This is a genomic window from Aeromicrobium chenweiae (genome assembly GCF_003065605.1).
Classification (GTDB): domain Bacteria; phylum Actinomycetota; class Actinomycetes; order Propionibacteriales; family Nocardioidaceae; genus Aeromicrobium; species Aeromicrobium chenweiae.
Genome location: NZ_CP026952.1, coordinates 1,222,321 through 1,238,628, shown reverse-complemented (window position 1 = coordinate 1,238,628; position 16,308 = coordinate 1,222,321). Strand labels below are relative to the sequence as shown.

17 protein-coding genes and 1 pseudogene are annotated in these 16,308 nt (G+C 70.4%); 6 read left to right on the top strand and 12 right to left on the bottom strand.

The annotated features are described in order from the left end of the window. Positions 1–153 precede the first annotated feature (153 nt). Entirely contained in the window at positions 154–879 is a 726-nt protein-coding gene (locus tag C3E78_RS05950; protein ID WP_108577431.1) for a hypothetical protein, read from the top strand. A gap of 46 nt (positions 880–925) precedes the next feature. Then, a complete protein-coding gene (locus tag C3E78_RS05945; RefSeq protein WP_159085825.1) occupies positions 926–2,545 on the top strand; it encodes a RecQ family ATP-dependent DNA helicase in 1,620 nt (539 codons plus the stop codon). A 12-nt stretch (positions 2,546–2,557) separates the two neighbouring features. Here C3E78_RS05945 and C3E78_RS05940 read toward each other — a convergent pair whose 3' ends face one another. After that, on the bottom strand, positions 2,558–3,586 hold the full coding sequence (locus C3E78_RS05940; RefSeq protein WP_108577429.1) for a PHP domain-containing protein: 1,029 nt from the start codon (positions 3,584–3,586) through the stop codon (positions 2,558–2,560). 27 nt (positions 3,587–3,613) lie between these two features. Between C3E78_RS05940 and C3E78_RS05935 the strand changes: the two genes are divergently transcribed. Further along, complete coding sequence (locus C3E78_RS05935) at positions 3,614–3,880, top strand: acylphosphatase (protein WP_108577428.1); 267 nt, start codon at positions 3,614–3,616, stop codon at positions 3,878–3,880. Between the two features lie 19 nt (positions 3,881–3,899). On the opposite strand, the gene C3E78_RS05930 is transcribed toward C3E78_RS05935, so the two are convergent. Then, complete coding sequence (locus tag C3E78_RS05930) at positions 3,900–4,277, bottom strand: VOC family protein (protein ID WP_235833698.1); 378 nt, start codon at positions 4,275–4,277, stop codon at positions 3,900–3,902. Between the two features lie 142 nt (positions 4,278–4,419). Between C3E78_RS05930 and C3E78_RS18775 the strand changes: the two are divergent. Further along, positions 4,420–5,388: pseudogene (locus C3E78_RS18775) on the top strand (DUF222 domain-containing protein); the annotation flags it as partial. 384 nt (positions 5,389–5,772) lie between these two features. On the opposite strand, the gene era reads toward C3E78_RS18775, so the two are convergent. Genes era through hrcA form a run of 8 tightly spaced genes read right to left on the bottom strand, consistent with a single transcriptional unit; the run spans position 5,773 to position 12,512 of the window. Next, positions 5,773–6,720: a GTPase Era gene (gene era, locus C3E78_RS05920; protein ID WP_108577426.1), complete on the bottom strand. Its 948-nt coding sequence runs from the start codon at positions 6,718–6,720 to the stop codon at positions 5,773–5,775. After that, positions 6,717–7,055: a cytidine/deoxycytidylate deaminase family protein gene (locus tag C3E78_RS05915; protein WP_108577425.1), complete on the bottom strand. Its 339-nt coding sequence runs from the start codon at positions 7,053–7,055 to the stop codon at positions 6,717–6,719. The genes era and C3E78_RS05915 overlap by 4 nt, the downstream gene beginning before the upstream one ends. Further along, entirely contained in the window at positions 7,039–8,340 is a 1,302-nt protein-coding gene (locus tag C3E78_RS05910) for a hemolysin family protein (RefSeq protein WP_108577424.1), read from the bottom strand. Before C3E78_RS05910 ends, C3E78_RS05915 begins: the two co-directional genes overlap by 17 nt. A 10-nt stretch (positions 8,341–8,350) precedes the next feature. After that, positions 8,351–8,827 (bottom strand): rRNA maturation RNase YbeY, encoded by a 477-nt coding sequence (ybeY, locus tag C3E78_RS05905; protein WP_108577423.1) that lies wholly within the window; start codon positions 8,825–8,827, stop codon positions 8,351–8,353. After that, positions 8,805–9,902, bottom strand: coding sequence for a PhoH family protein (locus tag C3E78_RS05900; RefSeq protein WP_108577422.1), 1,098 nt, complete (start codon positions 9,900–9,902; stop codon positions 8,805–8,807). Before C3E78_RS05900 ends, ybeY begins: the two co-directional genes overlap by 23 nt. Before the next feature lie 43 nt (positions 9,903–9,945). Further along, positions 9,946–10,296 carry a histidine triad nucleotide-binding protein gene (locus tag C3E78_RS05895; RefSeq protein ID WP_235833696.1) on the bottom strand — a complete coding sequence of 117 codons (351 nt, stop codon included), beginning with the start codon at positions 10,294–10,296 and terminating at the stop codon, positions 9,946–9,948. Between the two features lie 31 nt (positions 10,297–10,327). After that, entirely contained in the window at positions 10,328–11,476 is a 1,149-nt protein-coding gene (dnaJ, locus tag C3E78_RS05890; protein ID WP_108577420.1) for a molecular chaperone DnaJ, read from the bottom strand. 19 nt (positions 11,477–11,495) lie between these two features. Then, the gene (gene hrcA, locus C3E78_RS05885) at positions 11,496–12,512 is read right to left on the bottom strand and encodes a heat-inducible transcriptional repressor HrcA (protein WP_108577419.1); all 1,017 of its coding nucleotides are present in this window, start codon (positions 12,510–12,512) and stop codon (positions 11,496–11,498) included. A 61-nt stretch (positions 12,513–12,573) separates the two neighbouring features. Between hrcA and C3E78_RS05880 the strand changes: the two genes are divergently transcribed. Then, positions 12,574–13,020 carry a hypothetical protein gene (locus tag C3E78_RS05880; protein WP_108577418.1) on the top strand — a complete coding sequence of 149 codons (447 nt, stop codon included), beginning with the start codon at positions 12,574–12,576 and terminating at the stop codon, positions 13,018–13,020. Beyond that, positions 13,013–13,852 carry a DUF3097 domain-containing protein gene (locus tag C3E78_RS05875; protein WP_108577417.1) on the top strand — a complete coding sequence of 280 codons (840 nt, stop codon included), beginning with the start codon at positions 13,013–13,015 and terminating at the stop codon, positions 13,850–13,852. The genes C3E78_RS05880 and C3E78_RS05875 overlap by 8 nt, the downstream gene beginning before the upstream one ends. On the opposite strand, the gene C3E78_RS05870 is transcribed toward C3E78_RS05875, so the two are convergent. Both C3E78_RS05870 and hemW read right to left on the bottom strand, forming a co-directional pair. After that, a complete protein-coding gene (locus C3E78_RS05870) occupies positions 13,833–14,924 on the bottom strand; it encodes a CHAP domain-containing protein (RefSeq protein ID WP_159085824.1) in 1,092 nt (363 codons plus the stop codon). The genes C3E78_RS05875 and C3E78_RS05870 overlap by 20 nt on opposite strands. 190 nt (positions 14,925–15,114) lie before the next feature. Beyond that, the gene (hemW, locus tag C3E78_RS05865; RefSeq protein WP_108577415.1) at positions 15,115–16,305 is read right to left on the bottom strand and encodes a radical SAM family heme chaperone HemW; all 1,191 of its coding nucleotides are present in this window, start codon (positions 16,303–16,305) and stop codon (positions 15,115–15,117) included. Positions 16,306–16,308 lie beyond the last annotated feature (3 nt).

Genomic DNA, 16,308 nt, shown 5'->3' with positions numbered 1-16,308 from the left:
GTAGCCCTCATTTTGGTTTGTTCCGCGTGCTGCCTGACATGGCGTGTCGGCCCGGCCTAGCGTCCGACGTCGACCGGGCGTACAAAGCTGGGCGGCACGCTGGCCGCGCTGCTGATCGGCTGAGCTGCTTGACGGCACCCGGAGGATGGAGGGGTGACCACCCACGTCCCCGACGCCCTCCCCACCCTGTCCGCCGGATCCCACGACTCGTCCCAGGGTGAGGCGTGCGTCATGGAGTACGTCTCCCTGCTGGCCGGCGAGGAGTGGAGCGATCGCCCCGAGTGCACCCACGAGCTCCTCGCCCACGAGGCGCGCACCGTCAACGACCTGTTGCGGGACAGCGACCGCCCCCGGCTCGTCCCCCTGATCGGTCGCCTGTTCGGCACGACCGAGGACTCCCCCGAGCTCCGCGCCCGGCTCCGCATCACCCAGGCCCGCCAGGTCGTCGCACTGCTGGAGCCCAGCGCTCGCCCGCGCGTGCTGGCCGCGATCCAGGACGCCGAGCTCACGATCGGTGCCGGCTCGGCGGACGACGTGCAGGCCGCCTTCACGCAGGCCATGCGGTTCCCGCTGGCCCACCACGGCGACCTCGACCCCGAGCACGTCGAGTTCCACGAGCGGATGGCACGGATCTTCCCGTTCGCGCTCTCCCCCGACCTGGGCGCCGCCGAGGCGTACGCGCTCGCCGCCCTCGTGATCGCCCACAAGGTCGCCGCATCCGGCGAGTGCCTGGCCGACTGCGGCAACGGTCCGGCCCGCGCGCGACGCATGGTCAAGGAGCTCGGCGCCCTGGTCGACACCTACGACGAGGTCACCGGTCGGATCCCGCACCAGGTCACCGCCGAGCAGGTGCGTGAGATGGCCGACAGCCTCGGCTGAGCACGAGGACACATGGCGTCGCGGGTGGCTGGGTAGAGGACTTCTCTTGACGCTCGACGACGACATCGACCAGATCGCCCGGCCCCTGCTTCCCGACGGTGCGACGCTGCACCCCGACCAGCGGCGCGCGATCCGCAGCGTCGTGGACCACGACACGCTGGTGGTGCTGCCCACGGGCAGCGGCAAGACCCTCGTCTACCAGGTGGCGGCCGCGCTGCTGGGCGGCGTGACGCTCGTGATCTCGCCGACGCTGTCGCTGCAGGCCGACCAGCTGGCCGGCCTGCGGGAGTCCGGCGCCAGGGCCGCGGCCGTGAACGGCAACCTGCTCCCCGCGCAGCGGCGGCGGGTGCTGGACGATGCGGCAGCCGGACGGCTCGACGTGCTGCTGCTGACCCCCGAGCAGGCGACCAACGACGCCGTCCTCGACCCGCTCCTGCACGCCGACGTCCGCCTGTTCGCAGTGGACGAGGCCCACTGCGTCGCGACCTGGGGCGTCGACTTCCGGCCGCACTACCTCGCGCTCGGCAGTGTCATCGAGCGGCTGGGGCGGCCGCGGGTGCTGGGCCTGACCGCGACGGCTCCGCCCCGCACACGCGAAGCGGTGGCCGAGGGACTCGGCGTCCCCGACATGGCCGTGGTCGTCGGGAACGTCGACCGGCCGGAGATCCACCTGTCGGCCCGGGTCACCGCGGACGACGACAGCACCGAGGAGGCGCTGCTCGAGCTGGTCGAGACACACGACACGGACAGCGGCGCGATGCTGGTGTACGCCGCGACGCGCCGGCGGGTCGACGAGCTGCACGAGATGATGACCGGGATCGGGCACGCGGTGGACCGGTACCACGGCGGCATGCGGACGAGCGACCGCGCGGACGTCCTGCGCCGCTTCCGTGACGGGGAGGCCCGGCTCGTCCTCGCGACCTCCGCGTTCGAGCTCGGCATCGACCGCGCGGACGTGCGTCAGGTTGTCCACGTCGACCCGCCCGAGAGCCTCGACGAGCTGTGGCAGGAGATCGGCCGTGCCGGGCGGGACGGCGAGCCCGCCTCGTCCGTGCTGCTCACCCGGCCAGGGGGCTACGGCCTGCGGCGGTACTTCGCATCCGTCGCCGGGGCGTCCTTGGGCGACGTGTATGCGGTGGTGGCCTCCTTGCGGGGCCTGCGTGGCACCCAGCGTCCGGCCGCCGTCGCTGCGGCTGCCGGACTGTCGACACGTCGCTCCCGCTCGGCCCTCAACCTGCTGGAGCGCGCCGGCGCGGTGCTCGAGGAGCGTGCAGGCGTCCGCCTGTCGACCCGTGCGCACACCGAGACGATCCTGGAGCGGGTCGAGTCGATGCGCGACAGCCTGCGGGCCATGCAGGAGTCGGAGGTCGACCTCGTCCGGCGCTATGCCGAGACCGACGACTGCCGCCGGCGGCTCGTGCTCGAGCTGCTCGGCGAGGCGCATCCGGATCCCTGCGGCCGCTGCGACTCCTGCGACGCGGGGACGTCGACGTCCGCGACGCGTCGGCCGTTCCCGCTCGGCGCCGACGTCCACCACGCGAGCTTCGGTGACGGACGCATCGCGCAGTACGAGGGTGACCGGGTCGTCGTCCTGTTCGAGCAGGACGGCTACCGGACGCTGGATCTCGACCTGGTCGAGTCCGAAGGACTGCTCGCCGCCCGGTGAACGATGCGGGCGTCAGCGCTTGGAGTGCGACCACTCGAGCAGGCGCTCGACGGGCCAGGTGGTGACGATGCGCTCGGCCGGGACACCGGCCGCGTCCGCGCGAGCGGCGCCGTAGTCGAGGAAGTCCAGCTGGCCGGGCGCATGCGCATCGGTGTCGATCGCGAACAGGCAGCCGGCGTCGAGGGCGAGGGCGATGAGCTCGTCGGGCGGATCCTGTCGCTCGGGCCGCGAGTTGATCTCGACCGCGACGTCGAACTCGGCGCACGCGGCGAACACGGCCTTGGCGTTGAACTCCGACTGCGGCCGCTGGCCACGTCCGCCCTGCACGAGCCGGCCCGTGCAGTGGCCGAGGACATTGGTGTGCGGATCGGCGACCGCGGTCATCATGCGACGGGTCATCTCCTTCGCGTCCATCCGCAGCTTGGAGTGGACGCTGGCCACCACGACGTCGAGCCTCTCGAGCATCTCGTCGGTTTGGTCGAGGCTGCCGTCGTCGTGGATGTCGACCTCGATGCCGCTGAGCAGACGGAAGTCGTCGAAACCCTCGTTGAGCCCGGCGACGACGTCGAGCTGCTCGGTCAGCCGCTCGGCACTCAGCCCGTTGGCGATCGTCAGGCGGGGCGAGTGGTCGGTCAGCACCTGGTACGACCGACCGCGCCAGCTGGCCGCCCGGGCCATCTCCTCGATGGGCGATCCGCCGTCCGACCAGTCCGAGTGGCTGTGCAGGTCGCCGAGCAGCTGGGCGCGGAGCTCGGCACCGCCCTCGGCCAGCGGGGCGCTCCCCTGCTCGCGCAGCTCCGCGAGATAGTCCGGCACCTCGCCGGCCACGACCTGGCTGATGACGCCGAACGTCCGGTCGCCGATGCCCTTGATGCGCTTGAGCCGGCCGTCACGGGTCCGCGCGGCGACCTCGTCCGCGCTCAGGTGCTCGATCGCGGCAGCGGCCTTGCGGAACGCCTCGACGCGATAACTCTTGGCCTGCGCGCGCTCCAGCCAGAACGCGATCTCCTTCAGGGCGTCGACAGCATCGAGGTCTTCCACCTGCCCGACCCTATTACGGTGGAGTGCATGAAGCGTCGACACGTGATCGTCCACGGAACGGTGCAGGGCGTCTTCTTCCGCGCGTCGTGCCAGCAGGAGGCCACCCGACTGGGTGCGACCGGGTGGGTCGCGAACCGCCCGGACGGATCGGTCGAGGCCGTCTTCGAGGGGCCGGACGAGGTGGTCGACCAGCTCGTCGCGTGGTGCCGCACCGGCCCGCCGCGGGCCGCGGTGTCCGACGTCGAGGTGACCCAGCAGGAGCCGGCCGGCGAGGTGGGCTTCGAGGTCCGCTGAGGACTGATCCGCCGGGCGGTCAGACGTGCTGCTCCAGGAACTCCAGCCGATTGCCGAACGGGTCGGCGGCATAGAAGCGATCGTGCCCGGGGAACCCTTCGTCCCACGACACGTCGATTCCCGCAGCCGTGAGGGCCTGCGCCAGCCCCCGCAGGTCGTCGACCAGGATTCCGGGGTGCGCCTTGCGCGCTGCGGCGAAGTCCTGCTCCACGCCGAGGTGGATCTCGACCCCTCCACCGCGGAACCAGCATCCACCGCGCGCCCTCAGGGCCGGCGGTTTCTCGAGCTCCGCCATCCCCATGACGTCGCCCCAGAAGGCGCGACAGCTCTCCTCCCCTCCCGGCGGGATCGCGAGCTGGACGTGATGGAGGTTGCTGAAGGCAAAGGTCGTCGTCACCCAACTCATGGTGCCCGGACACCGGCGGTCAAAGGTGCATTTCCGCTGTTGTTTCAATGAAAAAATGGGATGAAGGTATTGCCCTGCGTGCGGACGAGTTGCTAGAATCGAACATACGTTCTAGTCCCTCCGGAGCCCGCTCATGATCCTCGACCAGCTGTCGTCGTTGACCGACGACCTGGCCGCGCTCGAGCCGTGGTCGTTGACCGGTTCGGAGGTCAAGCAGGTGGTCCTGGCCGTGGCGCGGGCGCGGACCTCGATGGACGCCGCACTGTCCAGCCTCGCGGGCTGTGCCGAGGGCATGGGCCTGGCCAAGGACGAGGGCGCGACCTCGACGACGACCTGGCTGGCGAGCACCACGGGGATCACCAAGGGCGAGGCGAGCAAGCTGGTCGGTCTGGCGCGGGTCACGGGCACCGACACCGAGGCGACCCGGGCGGCATGGGCCGCAGGTGACCTGTCGACCGACCAGGCCGGGGTGATCATGAAGGCGATCGACGCGCTGCCCGAGTGGTGCGGCGAGGAGGAGCGCCAGGACGCGGAGGCGCACCTGATCGGCCTGGCGGCCGACTACGGCCTCGACGACTTGAAGCGGCTCGCGAACCGGGTGCTGGAGGTCATCGATCCCGACGGGGCGGACGAGCACCTCGGGGAGCAGCTGCGCAAGCAGGAGCAGAAGGCGTGGGACGCCACGAAGCTGTCCATGCGGCGGCGCGGCGACGGCACCACGCACGGGGCGTTCACGATCCCCGACGCGGACGCCGACACGCTGCGGGCCGCGATCGAGGGCATCATCGCCCCGCGGCGCACCGCCGACAACGCCGAGCGTCACGGCCTGGGAGCCGACGACTGGTCGGCGCTGCCGCGGGACCAGAAGATGGGCCACGCGTTCGTCGAGCTCATCGACCACCTGCCGACCGGAGCGCTCCCCCAGGCCGGTGGGCTGGCCGCCACCGTGGCGGTCACCATCGACGTCGACGATCTCCGTACCGGGCAGGGCACCGCGACCAACACCTCCGGCACGACCACGTCGGCAGCCAAGGCCCGCCGACTCGCCTGCAATGCCCACCTGGTCGCGCTCTACCTCGAGAACGGCACCCGCGTCATCGACCACGGGATGACGCGGCGCCTCTACGACCGCCACCAACGGCTTGCGCTGGCGGTCCGCGACCAGGGCTGCGTGTTCCCGGGTATGGGGGTCCCCCCGCACAAGGCGCGTAGCGGCGGGGGAAGACCGGCCTCCGGCATGGTGCGAGGCACACCACCTGAACTTCTGGTCCGAGGGCGGGCCGACCGATCTGGCGAATGCGGCCCTGCTGTGCCACTTCCACCACTTCCTGGTCCACGAAGGCGAGTGGGCCGCCCGGATGGGCGAGGACGGCATCCCCGAGATCATTCCGCCGCCGCGCATCGACCCAGAGCAGCGCCCCAGACGGCATGCACGGTTCACAGCACAGAGACCCCGCGCCGCGTAGGGCGGCGCGGGGCAGGACGGCTAGAACCCGAGCTTGCGGAGCTGCTTGGGGTCGCGCTGCCAGTCCTTGGCGACCTTGACGTGCAGGTCCAGGAAGACCGGCGTGCCGAGGATCTTCTCGATCTGCGCACGCGAGTCGCTGCCGATCTGGCGCAGCCGCGAGCCCTGCTTGCCGATGATGATGCCCTTCTGGCTGTCACGCTCGACGTACACGTTGACCCGGACGTCGACCAGCGGCTTGTCCTTGGGCCGGTCGGGGCGGGCCACCATCTCGTCGACCACCACGGCGATCGAGTGGGGCAGCTCGTCGCGGACGCCCTCGAGCGCCGCCTCGCGGATGATCTCCGCGATGAGCGTCTCCTCCGGCTCGTCGGTCAGCTGGCCCTCGGGGTACAGCGCAGGGCCCTCGGGCAGCGTGCCGATCAGCAGGTCGGCGAGCAGGTCGACCTGCTCGTCCGCGACGGCCGAGACCGGGATGATCTCCTGCCACTGCAGGCCCGCGTCCGCGCCGGCCTGCTGGATCGCGAGCAGGTGGTCGCGCAGCTTGTCGGGTTTGACGAGGTCGATCTTGGTCGCGATCGCGAAGATCGGCTTCGGGTTGCGACGGCCCTGGTTGATCTGGGCGAGCTCCTTGATGAGGAACTTGTCGCCCTCACCGACGGACTCGTTGGCCGGCAGGCACATGCCGATCGTGTCGACCTCGGACCAGGTCGAGCGCACGAGCGCGTTGAGCCGCTCACCGAGGAGCGTGTGCGGCTTGTGCAGGCCCGGGGTGTCGATCAGGATCAGCTGGGCGTCGTCACGGTTGACCAGCCCGCGGATCGCGTGGCGCGTGGTCTGCGGCTTGGACGACGTGATCGCGATCTTGCCGCCGACCAGCGCGTTGGTCAGCGTCGACTTGCCGGCGTTGGGACGACCGACGAAGCACGCGAAGCCCGAACGGTGCACGCGGCCCTCCTCGGCGCTCATGTGGTCCTCACCCGGACGACCTCGCCGGACGGGTCCGCCAGGTAGACGTGGATGCCGTGCCCGGACACGTCCCGGACGGCTGTGCCGCTGACGAGCGGCTCCGGCACCATGTCCCCCACGAGGGCGCCGGCCTCGATGCCGGTGGCCCCCGACGAGACCGCCATCGCGACGGCGAGGTCGAGCGCGTCGATGCGGACCGACGGCAGGGCCACGGTCGAGGCGACGTACGTGCGGCCGTCCTGGTCGCGCACCGCGGCACCGTGCTCCGCGTTCGTGCGTGCGCGAGAGGTGCGCGCGAGCGTCACCAGCTTCGCGTCCTCAGGACTGAGATCCATGCTCGGAACCTTTCAGGTCATCGGTTGGGGGTGCCAGGCGGCTGACGAGGACGTGACCGATGCGGTTGCGCCGGCCCGACGGCCCCTCGGCCTCGAAACGTAGTCCCTCGACCTCGACGACGCTCCCCCGGATCGGCACCTTGCCCAGGTGCTTGGCCATGAGACCGCCGACGGAGTCGACGTCGTCGTCCTCGATCGGGATGTCGAACAGGTCCTCGAGGTCGTCGACCTCGAACCGGGAGCTGACGCGCCACGACCCGTCCGCGAGCTGTTCGCTCGGCTCGGGCTCGGTGTCGTACTCGTCGGTGATCTCGCCGACGATCTCCTCGAGGATGTCCTCGATCGTGATCATGCCGGACGTGCCGCCGAACTCGTCCACGACGATCGCGACGTGCGTGTGCTGGGCCTGCATCTCCTTGAGGAGGTCGCCGGCCGGCTTGGTGTCGGGGACGAACAGGCAGGGACGGGCGATCGACTCGACCCGCTCGGTGGTCTCGGCGACGTGGTTGTCGAACACGCGCTTGGTGAGGTCCTTGAGGTACGCCATGCCGACCACGTCGTCGAGGTTCTCGTCGATCACCGGCATGCGGGAGTAGCCGCTGCGCAGTGCGAGGGACATCGCCTGGCGCAGCGTCTTGCTCTTCTCGACGAACACCAGGTCGGTGCGCGGCACCATCACCTCGCGGACGATCGTGTCGCCGAGCTCGAAGACCGACTGCAGCATCTTGCCCTCGTCGGTCTCGATCACCGAGCTCGCGGCGGCCAGGTCGACCAGCTCACGGACCTCCACCTCCGAGGCGAACGGCCCCTCGCGGAACCCCTTGCCGGGGGTGACGGCGTTGCCCAGCAGGATCAGCAGCTGCGGGACGGGACCGAGCAGCCGGGTGATGACGATGACGGGCAGCGCGGACGTCAGGGCGATCGTCTCGGCGTGCTGACGTCCCAGGGTGCGCGGACCCACCCCGATGAGGACGAAGCTGACGATCGACATGACGACGACCGCGACCAGCGCGCGGGTCCACAGGCCGTCGAGCTCGTCGGCCACCACGAGGGCGGCCAGGACGATGCTCGCGGTCTCGGCGATGACACGCAACAGCAGGACCGAGTTCAGGTACGGAGCCGGGTCCTCCAGGATGCGGGACAGGCGCGTTGCGCCGGATCGCCCCTCGTCCTCGAGCTCCTCGGCGCGGGCCTTCGAGAACGCCGAGATCGCGGCGTCGACGCTCGCGAGCGTTCCCGCCGCGACGGCGAGGACGACCGACAGCACCACAGGGAGCCAGTTCACGAGACCGGTCTCACTGCTGCTCGGGGTCGATGCCCTCGGCGGCCTGCTGCCACTCGAGGAGCAGCCGCCCCTGGATGCCGAACATCTCCTGGTGCTCCTGCGGCTCGGCGTGGTCGTAGCCGAGCAGGTGCAGGATGCCGTGCACCGTCAGCAGCTCGACCTCGTCCTGCGCGGAGTGACCGGCCGCGGGAGCCTGCTGCTCGGCGACCTGCGGGCACAGCGCGATGTCGCCGAGATAGCCCTCGGGGCTCTCGGCGTCGTCGCTGCCGGGGGTCAGCTCGTCCATCGGGAACGACAAGACGTCGGTCGGCCCCTTCTTGCCCATCCACTGCTCGTTGAGCACCGTGATGGTCTCGGGGTCGACGAGCCGAACGGTCAGCTCGGTCGCGGGGTGGAGCCGCATGCGGCGCATCGTGAAGCGGCAGAGCCGGGTCAGGCCGACGACGTCGACCTCGACCCCGGACTCATTGAGAACGTCGACGTTCACGGGAGTCAGCACCTGCCTCGCGGGCCAGGGAGGACTGCTCCTCGCTGTGCTGCCTGGTCCGAGTCGCAAGCTCCTCGCTCCGCTCCCTGGTCCGAGTCGCAAGCTCCTCGAACTCGCCGTACGCGGCGACGATGCGCCCGACGAGCTTGTGGCGCACGACGTCGGCGGACGACAGGTTGGCGAAGTGGATGTCGCGGACGTCGTCGAGGATGTCCTGCACGACACGCAGGCCGCTCTTGTTGCCCGTCGGGAGGTCGACCTGGGTGACGTCGCCCGTGACGACCATCTTGGAGCCGAAGCCCAGACGGGTGAGGAACATCTTCATCTGCTCGGGCGTCGTGTTCTGCGCCTCGTCGAGGATGATGAACGCGTCGTTGAGCGTGCGGCCGCGCATGTAGGCCAGCGGTGCGACCTCGATGACGCCCGACGCCAGCAGCTTGGGCACCGTCTCGGGGTCGAGCATGTCGTGCAGCGCGTCGTAGAGCGGACGCAGGTACGGGTCGATCTTCTCGCTCAGCGACCCGGGCAGGAAGCCCAGCCGCTCGCCGGCCTCCACCGCGGGCCGGGTCAAGATGATGCGGTTGACCTCCTTGGCCTGCAGCGCCTGGACGGCCTTGGCCATCGCGAGGTACGTCTTGCCGGTGCCCGCAGGACCGATGCCGAACACGATCGTGTGCTTGTCGATCGCGTCGACGTAGCGCTTCTGGTTGACCGTCTTGGGACGGATCGTGCGACCGCGGTTGGACAAGATGTTGAGGCTCAGGACCTCGGCAGGCTTCTCGCGGGTCTCGGTGCGCAGCATCGTGACGCTGCGCTCGACCGTCTCGCGGGTGAGGTTCTGCCCCGTGCGCAGGATCGTGACGAGCTCGTCGAGCAGACGCTCCACCAAAGCCGCCTCGGAGGGCGCGCCGGTCACCGTGATGGTGTTGCCGCGGGCGTGGATACGGGCGTCGAACGAGTCCTCGATCAGGCGCAGGAACTCGTCGGCGGGCCCGAGCAGGGCGACGGCTGCGACGCTCGACGGGATCGTGAACGTGTGGGTGGGCAGCGGAGCAGGGACGGTGTCATCAGTCATGTGAGGTCAATCGTACGCAATGGGCGTGACACCACGCGAATTCTCACCCGGGAGGCCAGGCCAGGCTGCGCCCGGCCAGCACATGACCGTGCACGTGGAAGACCGTCTGCCCGGCATCCGCACCGGTGTTGAAGACCAGCCGGTACGACTCGTGGCCCTCGGCCCGGGCCACGCGGCGCGTCTCGGCGAGCAGATCGACGGCCGCCTCGGGCGCCGTCTCGGCCAGGCTCGCGATGTCGGCCGCGTGCACCCGCGGGATCACGAGCACGTGCAGGGGCGCCTGCGGGTTGAGGTCGCGGAAGGCCAGCGTGTGCTCGGTCTCGGAGACGATCTCCGCGGGGATGTCCCCCGCGACGATCTTGCAGAACAGGCAGTCCTCATCAGTCAGGCTCACTTGCACCCCTCGTAGATTCCAGTTCGCAAGCTCACTTGAAGGCATCCTTGATCTTGCCGAAGACGCCCTTGTGGTTGCTGGCCATGAGCGCCTCGGGACGCTCCTCGTCACGCAGCTCCGCGAGCTGCTCCAGCAGCGCGCGCTGCTGCTCGTCGACCTGCGTCGGCGTCTCGACGACGACCTGCACCTTGAGGTCGCCGCGGCCCGAGCCACGCAGGCGCGGCACGCCGTACCCGCGGATCGTCAGGGTGTCGCCGGACTGGGTGCCCGGCGAGACGTCGAGGCGTACCGTGCGCTCGTCCTCCTCGGACTCGGGGAGGTCGGCCTCCAGCGTCGGCAGGTCGAGGTGCGTGCCGAGCGCCGCAGCGGTCATCGGCACGGTCACCTGGCAGAACAGCTGGTCGCCCTTGCGCTGGAACATCGGGTGGCGGGCCACGTTGATCTCGAGGTACAGGTCGCCGGCCGGTCCACCGCCGGGCCCGACCTCACCCTCGCCGCTGAGCTGGATGCGGGTGCCCTGGTCCACGCCGGCCGGGATCGTGACCGAGATCGAGCGGCGCGAGCGGACCCGGCCCTCACCACTGCACTCGGGGCACGGGTCGGGGATGACCGTGCCGAAGCCGTGGCACGTCGGGCACGGGCGGGACGTCCGGATGTCGCCGAGCAGCGACCGCTGCACGTGCTGGACGTCGCCGTGGCCGTGGCAGGTGCGGCAGGTCTCCGGCTGCGAGCCGTTCGCCGCACCGCTGCCGTGACACGTCGAGCAGGTGACGGCGGTGTCGACCTTGATCTCGTGGGTCACGCCGAACGCGGCCTCCGCGAGGTCGACGCTGATCCGCAGCAGCGCGTCCTGGCCGCGCTGCTGGCGTGGGCGGGGGCCGCGCTGGGCGTTCTGGCCGAAGAACGCGTCCATGATGTCGTCGAAGTTGAAGCCCTGGCCGCCGCCGAAGCCGGCGCCGCCGCTGCTCATGGGGTCGCCGCCGCGGTCGAACACCGCCCGCTTCTGCGGGTCGGACAGCACCTCGTACGCCAGCGTCACCTCCTTGAACTTCTCGGAGGCGTCGGGCGCGTCGTTGACGTCGGGGTGGTACTGGCGCGCCAGCTTGCGGTACGCCTTCTTCAGCTGCTCGGCCGTGGCGTCACGGTCGACGCCGAGTGTTGCGTAGTAGTCCTGTGCCATGAAGTCCTCTTGCAGGGGGTCAGTTGTCCGCCAACGTGCGGCCGACGTAGCGGGCGACGGCGCCGACGGCGGCCATCGTTGCGGGATAGTCCATGCGGGTGGGGCCGACCGTGCCCAGGGTCGCGAGCGCGAGGTCGTCCGAACCGTACGCCGACGAGACCACGGTCGTGCTCATCAGGCTCTCGTGGCCGGTCTCGCTGCCGATGCGGACGGTCAGCCCGCTCGTGGCCTCACCGAGCAGCTTCAGCAGCACGACCTGCTCCTCGATCGCCTCGAGCACGGGCTTGATCGACGTGTCGAAGTCGCTGCCGAAGCGGGCCAGGTTCGCGGTGCCGCCGACGGCGATGCGCTCGTCGCTGCGCTCGTTGGTGAAGGTGTGGGACAGCGTCGTGACGATCGAGGTGACGATGGGGCGGTCGTTGGCCTGGAACGTCTCGATCATGTCGGCCAGTCGGAGCGAGGCCTCGGGAAGCCGTTCGCCGACCGTCGCGCGGGTGATGCGCGAGCGCATGTCGGACATGAGGTCGTCGCTCGGCGTCTCGACCAGCTCGACGATGCGCTGCTCGACCCGGCCGCTGCTGGTGATGACGACCAGGAGGACCCGGGCGCCCTCGAGGGAGACGAGCTCGATGTGGCGGACGGTGGAGCGGGTCAGCGACGGGTACTGGACGATCGCGACCTGGTTGGTCAGCTGGGCCAGCACCTTGACGCTGCGCTGCACGACGTCGTCGACGTCGACGGCACCGGTCAGGAACGTCTCGATGGCCCGGCGCTCGGCGGTCGACAGCGCCTTCACGGTCGCGAGCCGGTCGACGAACATCCGGTAGCCCTTGTCGGTCGGGATGCGCCCGGCGCTCGTGTGGGGCTGCGTCAGGTAGCCCTCCTCCTCGAGCGCGGCCATGTCGTTGCGCACCGTCGCCGGGGAGACGCCGAGCTGGTGGCGCTCCAGCAGCGAGCGGGAGCCCACGGGCTCCTGCGTCGCGACGTAGTCCTCGACGATCGCCCGGAGGACGTCGAGCCTGCGATCGTCAGTCATCACACATCCCTCTCCCGCGAGTCTGCTGGCACTCTCACTGGTCAAGTGCCAGTCTAGCGAGGTGAGCAGCATCTCCGAGAACAACGACGGACACATCGTGGTCGAGGGCGACGAGAGATCGCTCACCATCTCCCCGTACGAGGTCGTCCTCGACGACGGAACCACGATCTCCCACGAGTCCCGCGGCGGCACGTTGGCGTCCGTCTGGGCCACGCAACTGGGTCCGATCAGCGTGGAGGTCATGCACCTCGGCGACGGGCCAGAGGGCGGTGAGCTCGTCGCCAGCATCACCGCCGTGAACGAGGACGGTGGCGTCCTCGCGTCGTACGTCACGGTCGGCGCCCTGTGGACCGACGCGGCGCCCGGCACCGTCCCTGCGAGCTGGCCGGTTGCGGTCGACCTCGCACTGGGCCTGGTCGGCGACAGCACCACGCTGCTCTCCCCCGACATCACGAAGGACGATCTCGAGACCCTTCACCAGCGACTCCTGGGAGCCCTCCATGGTTGACCGTTACGGCAGCGACGTTCTCTCCGGCGACTGGAAGAAGCCCCCGCGGGGACGCTCCCAGGAGGTCGTGGTCGAGCGGGGCATGGTCATCGAGGACGCCTCGACGGGCTTCTGCGGCGAGGTCATGGCGGTGGAGAAGGACCTCGGGATGATGATCCTGGAGGACCGCCGCCTCGTCCGCCGGTCCTTCCCCCTCGGTCCGGGCTACCTGCTCGAGGGCAAGCCGATCGTCGCGCGTCCCCCGTCGGCGGCGACCAAGGCCACGGCGACCCGCACGGCGTCGGGCTCGCGAGCCGTCCGCGGGGCTCGGGCACGCGTCGCGCTCCCGAGCCGCATCTACGTCGAGGGGCGCCACGACGCGGAGCTGGTCGAGAGGGTGTGGGGCGACGACCTGCGCATCGAGGGCGTCGCGGTGGAGTACCTCGGCGGCATCGACGACCTCGTCGGCATCGTGGACGAGTTCGCCCCCACCGCCGAGCGGCGCCTGGGCGTCCTGGTCGACCACCTCGTCCCGGGGTCGAAGGAGACCCGGCTGGCCGAGCAGGTCTCCGGCCGGCCGCACGTGCTCGTGGTCGGCCACCCGTACATCGACGTGTGGCAGTCGGTGAAGCCGTCCCGCCTGGGCATCGACGCGTGGCCGACGATTCCTCGCGGCCAGGACTGGAAGTACGGCATCTGCCGGGAGCTCGGCTGGCCCCACTCCGACCAGACCGACATCGCCCGCGCGTGGAAGCACATCCTGAGCCGGGTCGACTCCTACGCCGACCTGGAGCCGGAGTTCCTCGGCCGCGTCGAGGAGCTCATCGACTTCGTCACCGAACCCTCAGCGTGACCTTCGTGGTGCTGGGCAGGTAGCGCGAGCTGCCCCGGTACGACACCGTGAAGGAGTGCTTGCCCTTCTTCTGCCTGGGCAGCTTGACGATCCGACTGTGCTTCCCCCCGGCCCCGAACGTGACGGTCTTGAGCACCTTGCTGCCCCGTTTGACGTCGACGCGCCCCGTCGGCCCGTGGGCGGGCAACGTGATCTTGACCTTCGGCCGGGTCGCAGCCCTGATGGTCGAGGGCGTCAGCCTCGCGCTGGTCGAGGACTTCAGCTTCGCGGGGGCGGGCGTGACGGACACGTCGCGGATCGTCACGTTCCTGGTGCCCAGCAGGACGTCCTTGCCGGGCGTCAGCGGCGTGTTCAACGCGTAGAGGTACACCGTGGTGAGGCCGCGACGCTTGACCGTCTTGATGCGCTGGAACGAGAAGTAGGGCGTGCTGAACGCGAACGACTCGACACCCGCGGCGCCGCGGGGGCCGCCCAGTGTCACGAGGTAGCCCGGTCCCAGCAGACCTGCGTCCGGCTCGCCCGAGAGGCCGCGGATGTCCAGCTGGCCCGCGACGTCGGCCGTGACGGAGGTGAACGTGCCGAGCGGTGACCCGTCCGAGCTCGGGTAGTGGATGAAGGACGTGGGCCAGCCGGCGCCCTTGGTCACCTTGCGCCAGCGGAAGGTGCCGCCGGCGTTGTCCTCCGAGATGTCGATCGACCCGTCGGCGTGGACCTTCTCGACGTACGCCACGTGGCCGCTGTTCCCGGCCGTGACGACGTCCTTGGACCACCAGGCCACCGCTCCGACGACGGGCTTGGCGTTGACCGGGATCTTGTGGGCACGGGCGGCGGCCGCCCAGGAGCCGGCGTCCCCCGTGCCGGGCGGACGGGCCGTCGTGCGCCCGGTGGTGAGCCGGTAGGCGACGTAGTTGGTGCAGTTGTGTCCCGCGCGCATGTTCCAGAACGAGCGGGTGTGGACGAGGGCGTAGCCCGCGTCGCTCTTGAGCTTGACCGCGCACGCGGTGAAGCCCGAGCAGGTGGTGGTGGACGCGGCCTGGGCGCTGCCTCCGGGCAGCACCGCGACCGTCAGCATCGCTGTGAGGACGGCAGAAGCCGTCCTGAAAAAGGCATGACGAATCCGCATGTTGTCGCCGACTTCCCCTGTAGATCGGCGCCAACCGACGGACGCGCTCCGGTGAGCGGGCCTCTCACCCGAAGCCTACGGGCAAAATAAAATAAAACTATTCGAATCGCGAAACTGCCCGGACCGGCCGGGGCGGCGATCAGTCGACGAGCTCGCGCACGACGGCGTCCGCCAGCAGGCGGCCGGAGCGCGTCAGGACCAGGCGCTCGCCCTCCAGCGTCGCGAGATCCCGGGCCACGACGCCGTCAGCAGACCTGCGCGCCGCGGGGCTGAGGGCGTCGAGTCCCAGCCCGCTGCGCAGCCGGGTCTCCAGCATGATCCGCTCGACGTGCGCGGTGTCGGCGTCGATGGTCTCGCCGTCGTGCCGCGGTGACTCGCCGGCGGCCAGCCGCTGCGCGTACGCGGCGGGGTGCTTGACGTTCCACCAGCGCTGGCCCGCGAGGTGGGAGTGCGCCCCGGGCCCGATGCCGAACCAGTCGTCGCTGCGCCAGTAGAGCACGTTGTGCCGGCACTGGGCGGCCTCGTCGCGGGCCCAGTTGGACAGCTCGTACCAGCCCAGGCCGGCCCCCGACAGCATCTCGTCGGCCAGCAGGTACTTGTCGGCGGTCTCGTCGTCGTCCGGCATGACGACCTCGCCGCGCCGGACCTTGCGGGCAAAAGCCGTGCCGTCCTCGACGATGAGGGCGTACGCGCTCACGTGGTTCGGCTCCAGGGCGATCGCCTGCTCGAGGCTGGTGCGCCAGTCGTCCATCGACTCCCCCGGCGTGCCGTAGATGAGATCGACGCTGACCTGCTCGAAGCCCGCCTCACGGGCCCAGCGGACCGCCTGCGGGACCCGGGCGGGGTCGTGGGTCCGCTCGAGCGTCGCCAGCACGTGCGGGACCGCGGACTGCACGCCGAACGAGATGCGGTTGAAACCGCCCGCGCGCAGGGTCGCGAGCGACTCCGGCGTCACCGAGTCAGGGTTGGCCTCGGTCGTGACCTCGACGCCGTCGGTCAGGCCGAACCCGTCATCGATCGCCCGCAGGATCCGCACGAGGTCGGCGGACGGCAGCTGGGTCGGGGTGCCCCCGCCGAAGAACACCGTCTCGACCGGGCGGCGACCCACGCGCGTCGCGGCCTGGACGATCTCGCTGATCGCGGTGTCGGCGTACGAGGCACGCGTGGCCCCCTCGCCGAGCTCGTCCGCGGTGTAGGTGTTGAAGTCGCAGTAGCCGCACCGGACCCGGCAGAACGGGACGTGGACGTACACGCCGAACGGGCGCAGCCCCCCGGACGTGCCGAGATCCCGCTCCCCTGGGGCAGGGTGCGGGATCTCGGTCAGGCTCACTCC

Excerpts from the sequence above, each read along its gene's own strand:
- C3E78_RS05935 (WP_108577428.1), top strand. The coding sequence starts at position 3,614 with ATGAAGCGTCGACACGTGATCGTCCACGGAACGGTGCAGGGCGTCTTC.
- era (WP_108577426.1), bottom strand. The coding sequence starts at position 6,720 with ATGAGCGCCGAGGAGGGCCGCGTGCACCGTTCGGGCTTCGCGTGCTTC.
- C3E78_RS05915 (WP_108577425.1), bottom strand. The coding sequence starts at position 7,055 with ATGGATCTCAGTCCTGAGGACGCGAAGCTGGTGACGCTCGCGCGCACC.
- C3E78_RS05900 (WP_108577422.1), bottom strand. The coding sequence starts at position 9,902 with ATGACTGATGACACCGTCCCTGCTCCGCTGCCCACCCACACGTTCACG.
- dnaJ (WP_108577420.1), bottom strand. The coding sequence starts at position 11,476 with ATGGCACAGGACTACTACGCAACACTCGGCGTCGACCGTGACGCCACG.
- hrcA (WP_108577419.1), bottom strand. The coding sequence starts at position 12,512 with ATGACTGACGATCGCAGGCTCGACGTCCTCCGGGCGATCGTCGAGGAC.
- C3E78_RS05875 (WP_108577417.1), top strand. The coding sequence starts at position 13,013 with ATGGTTGACCGTTACGGCAGCGACGTTCTCTCCGGCGACTGGAAGAAG.
- C3E78_RS05870 (WP_159085824.1), bottom strand. The coding sequence starts at position 14,924 with ATGCTGACGGTCGCGGTGCTGCCCGGAGGCAGCGCCCAGGCCGCGTCC.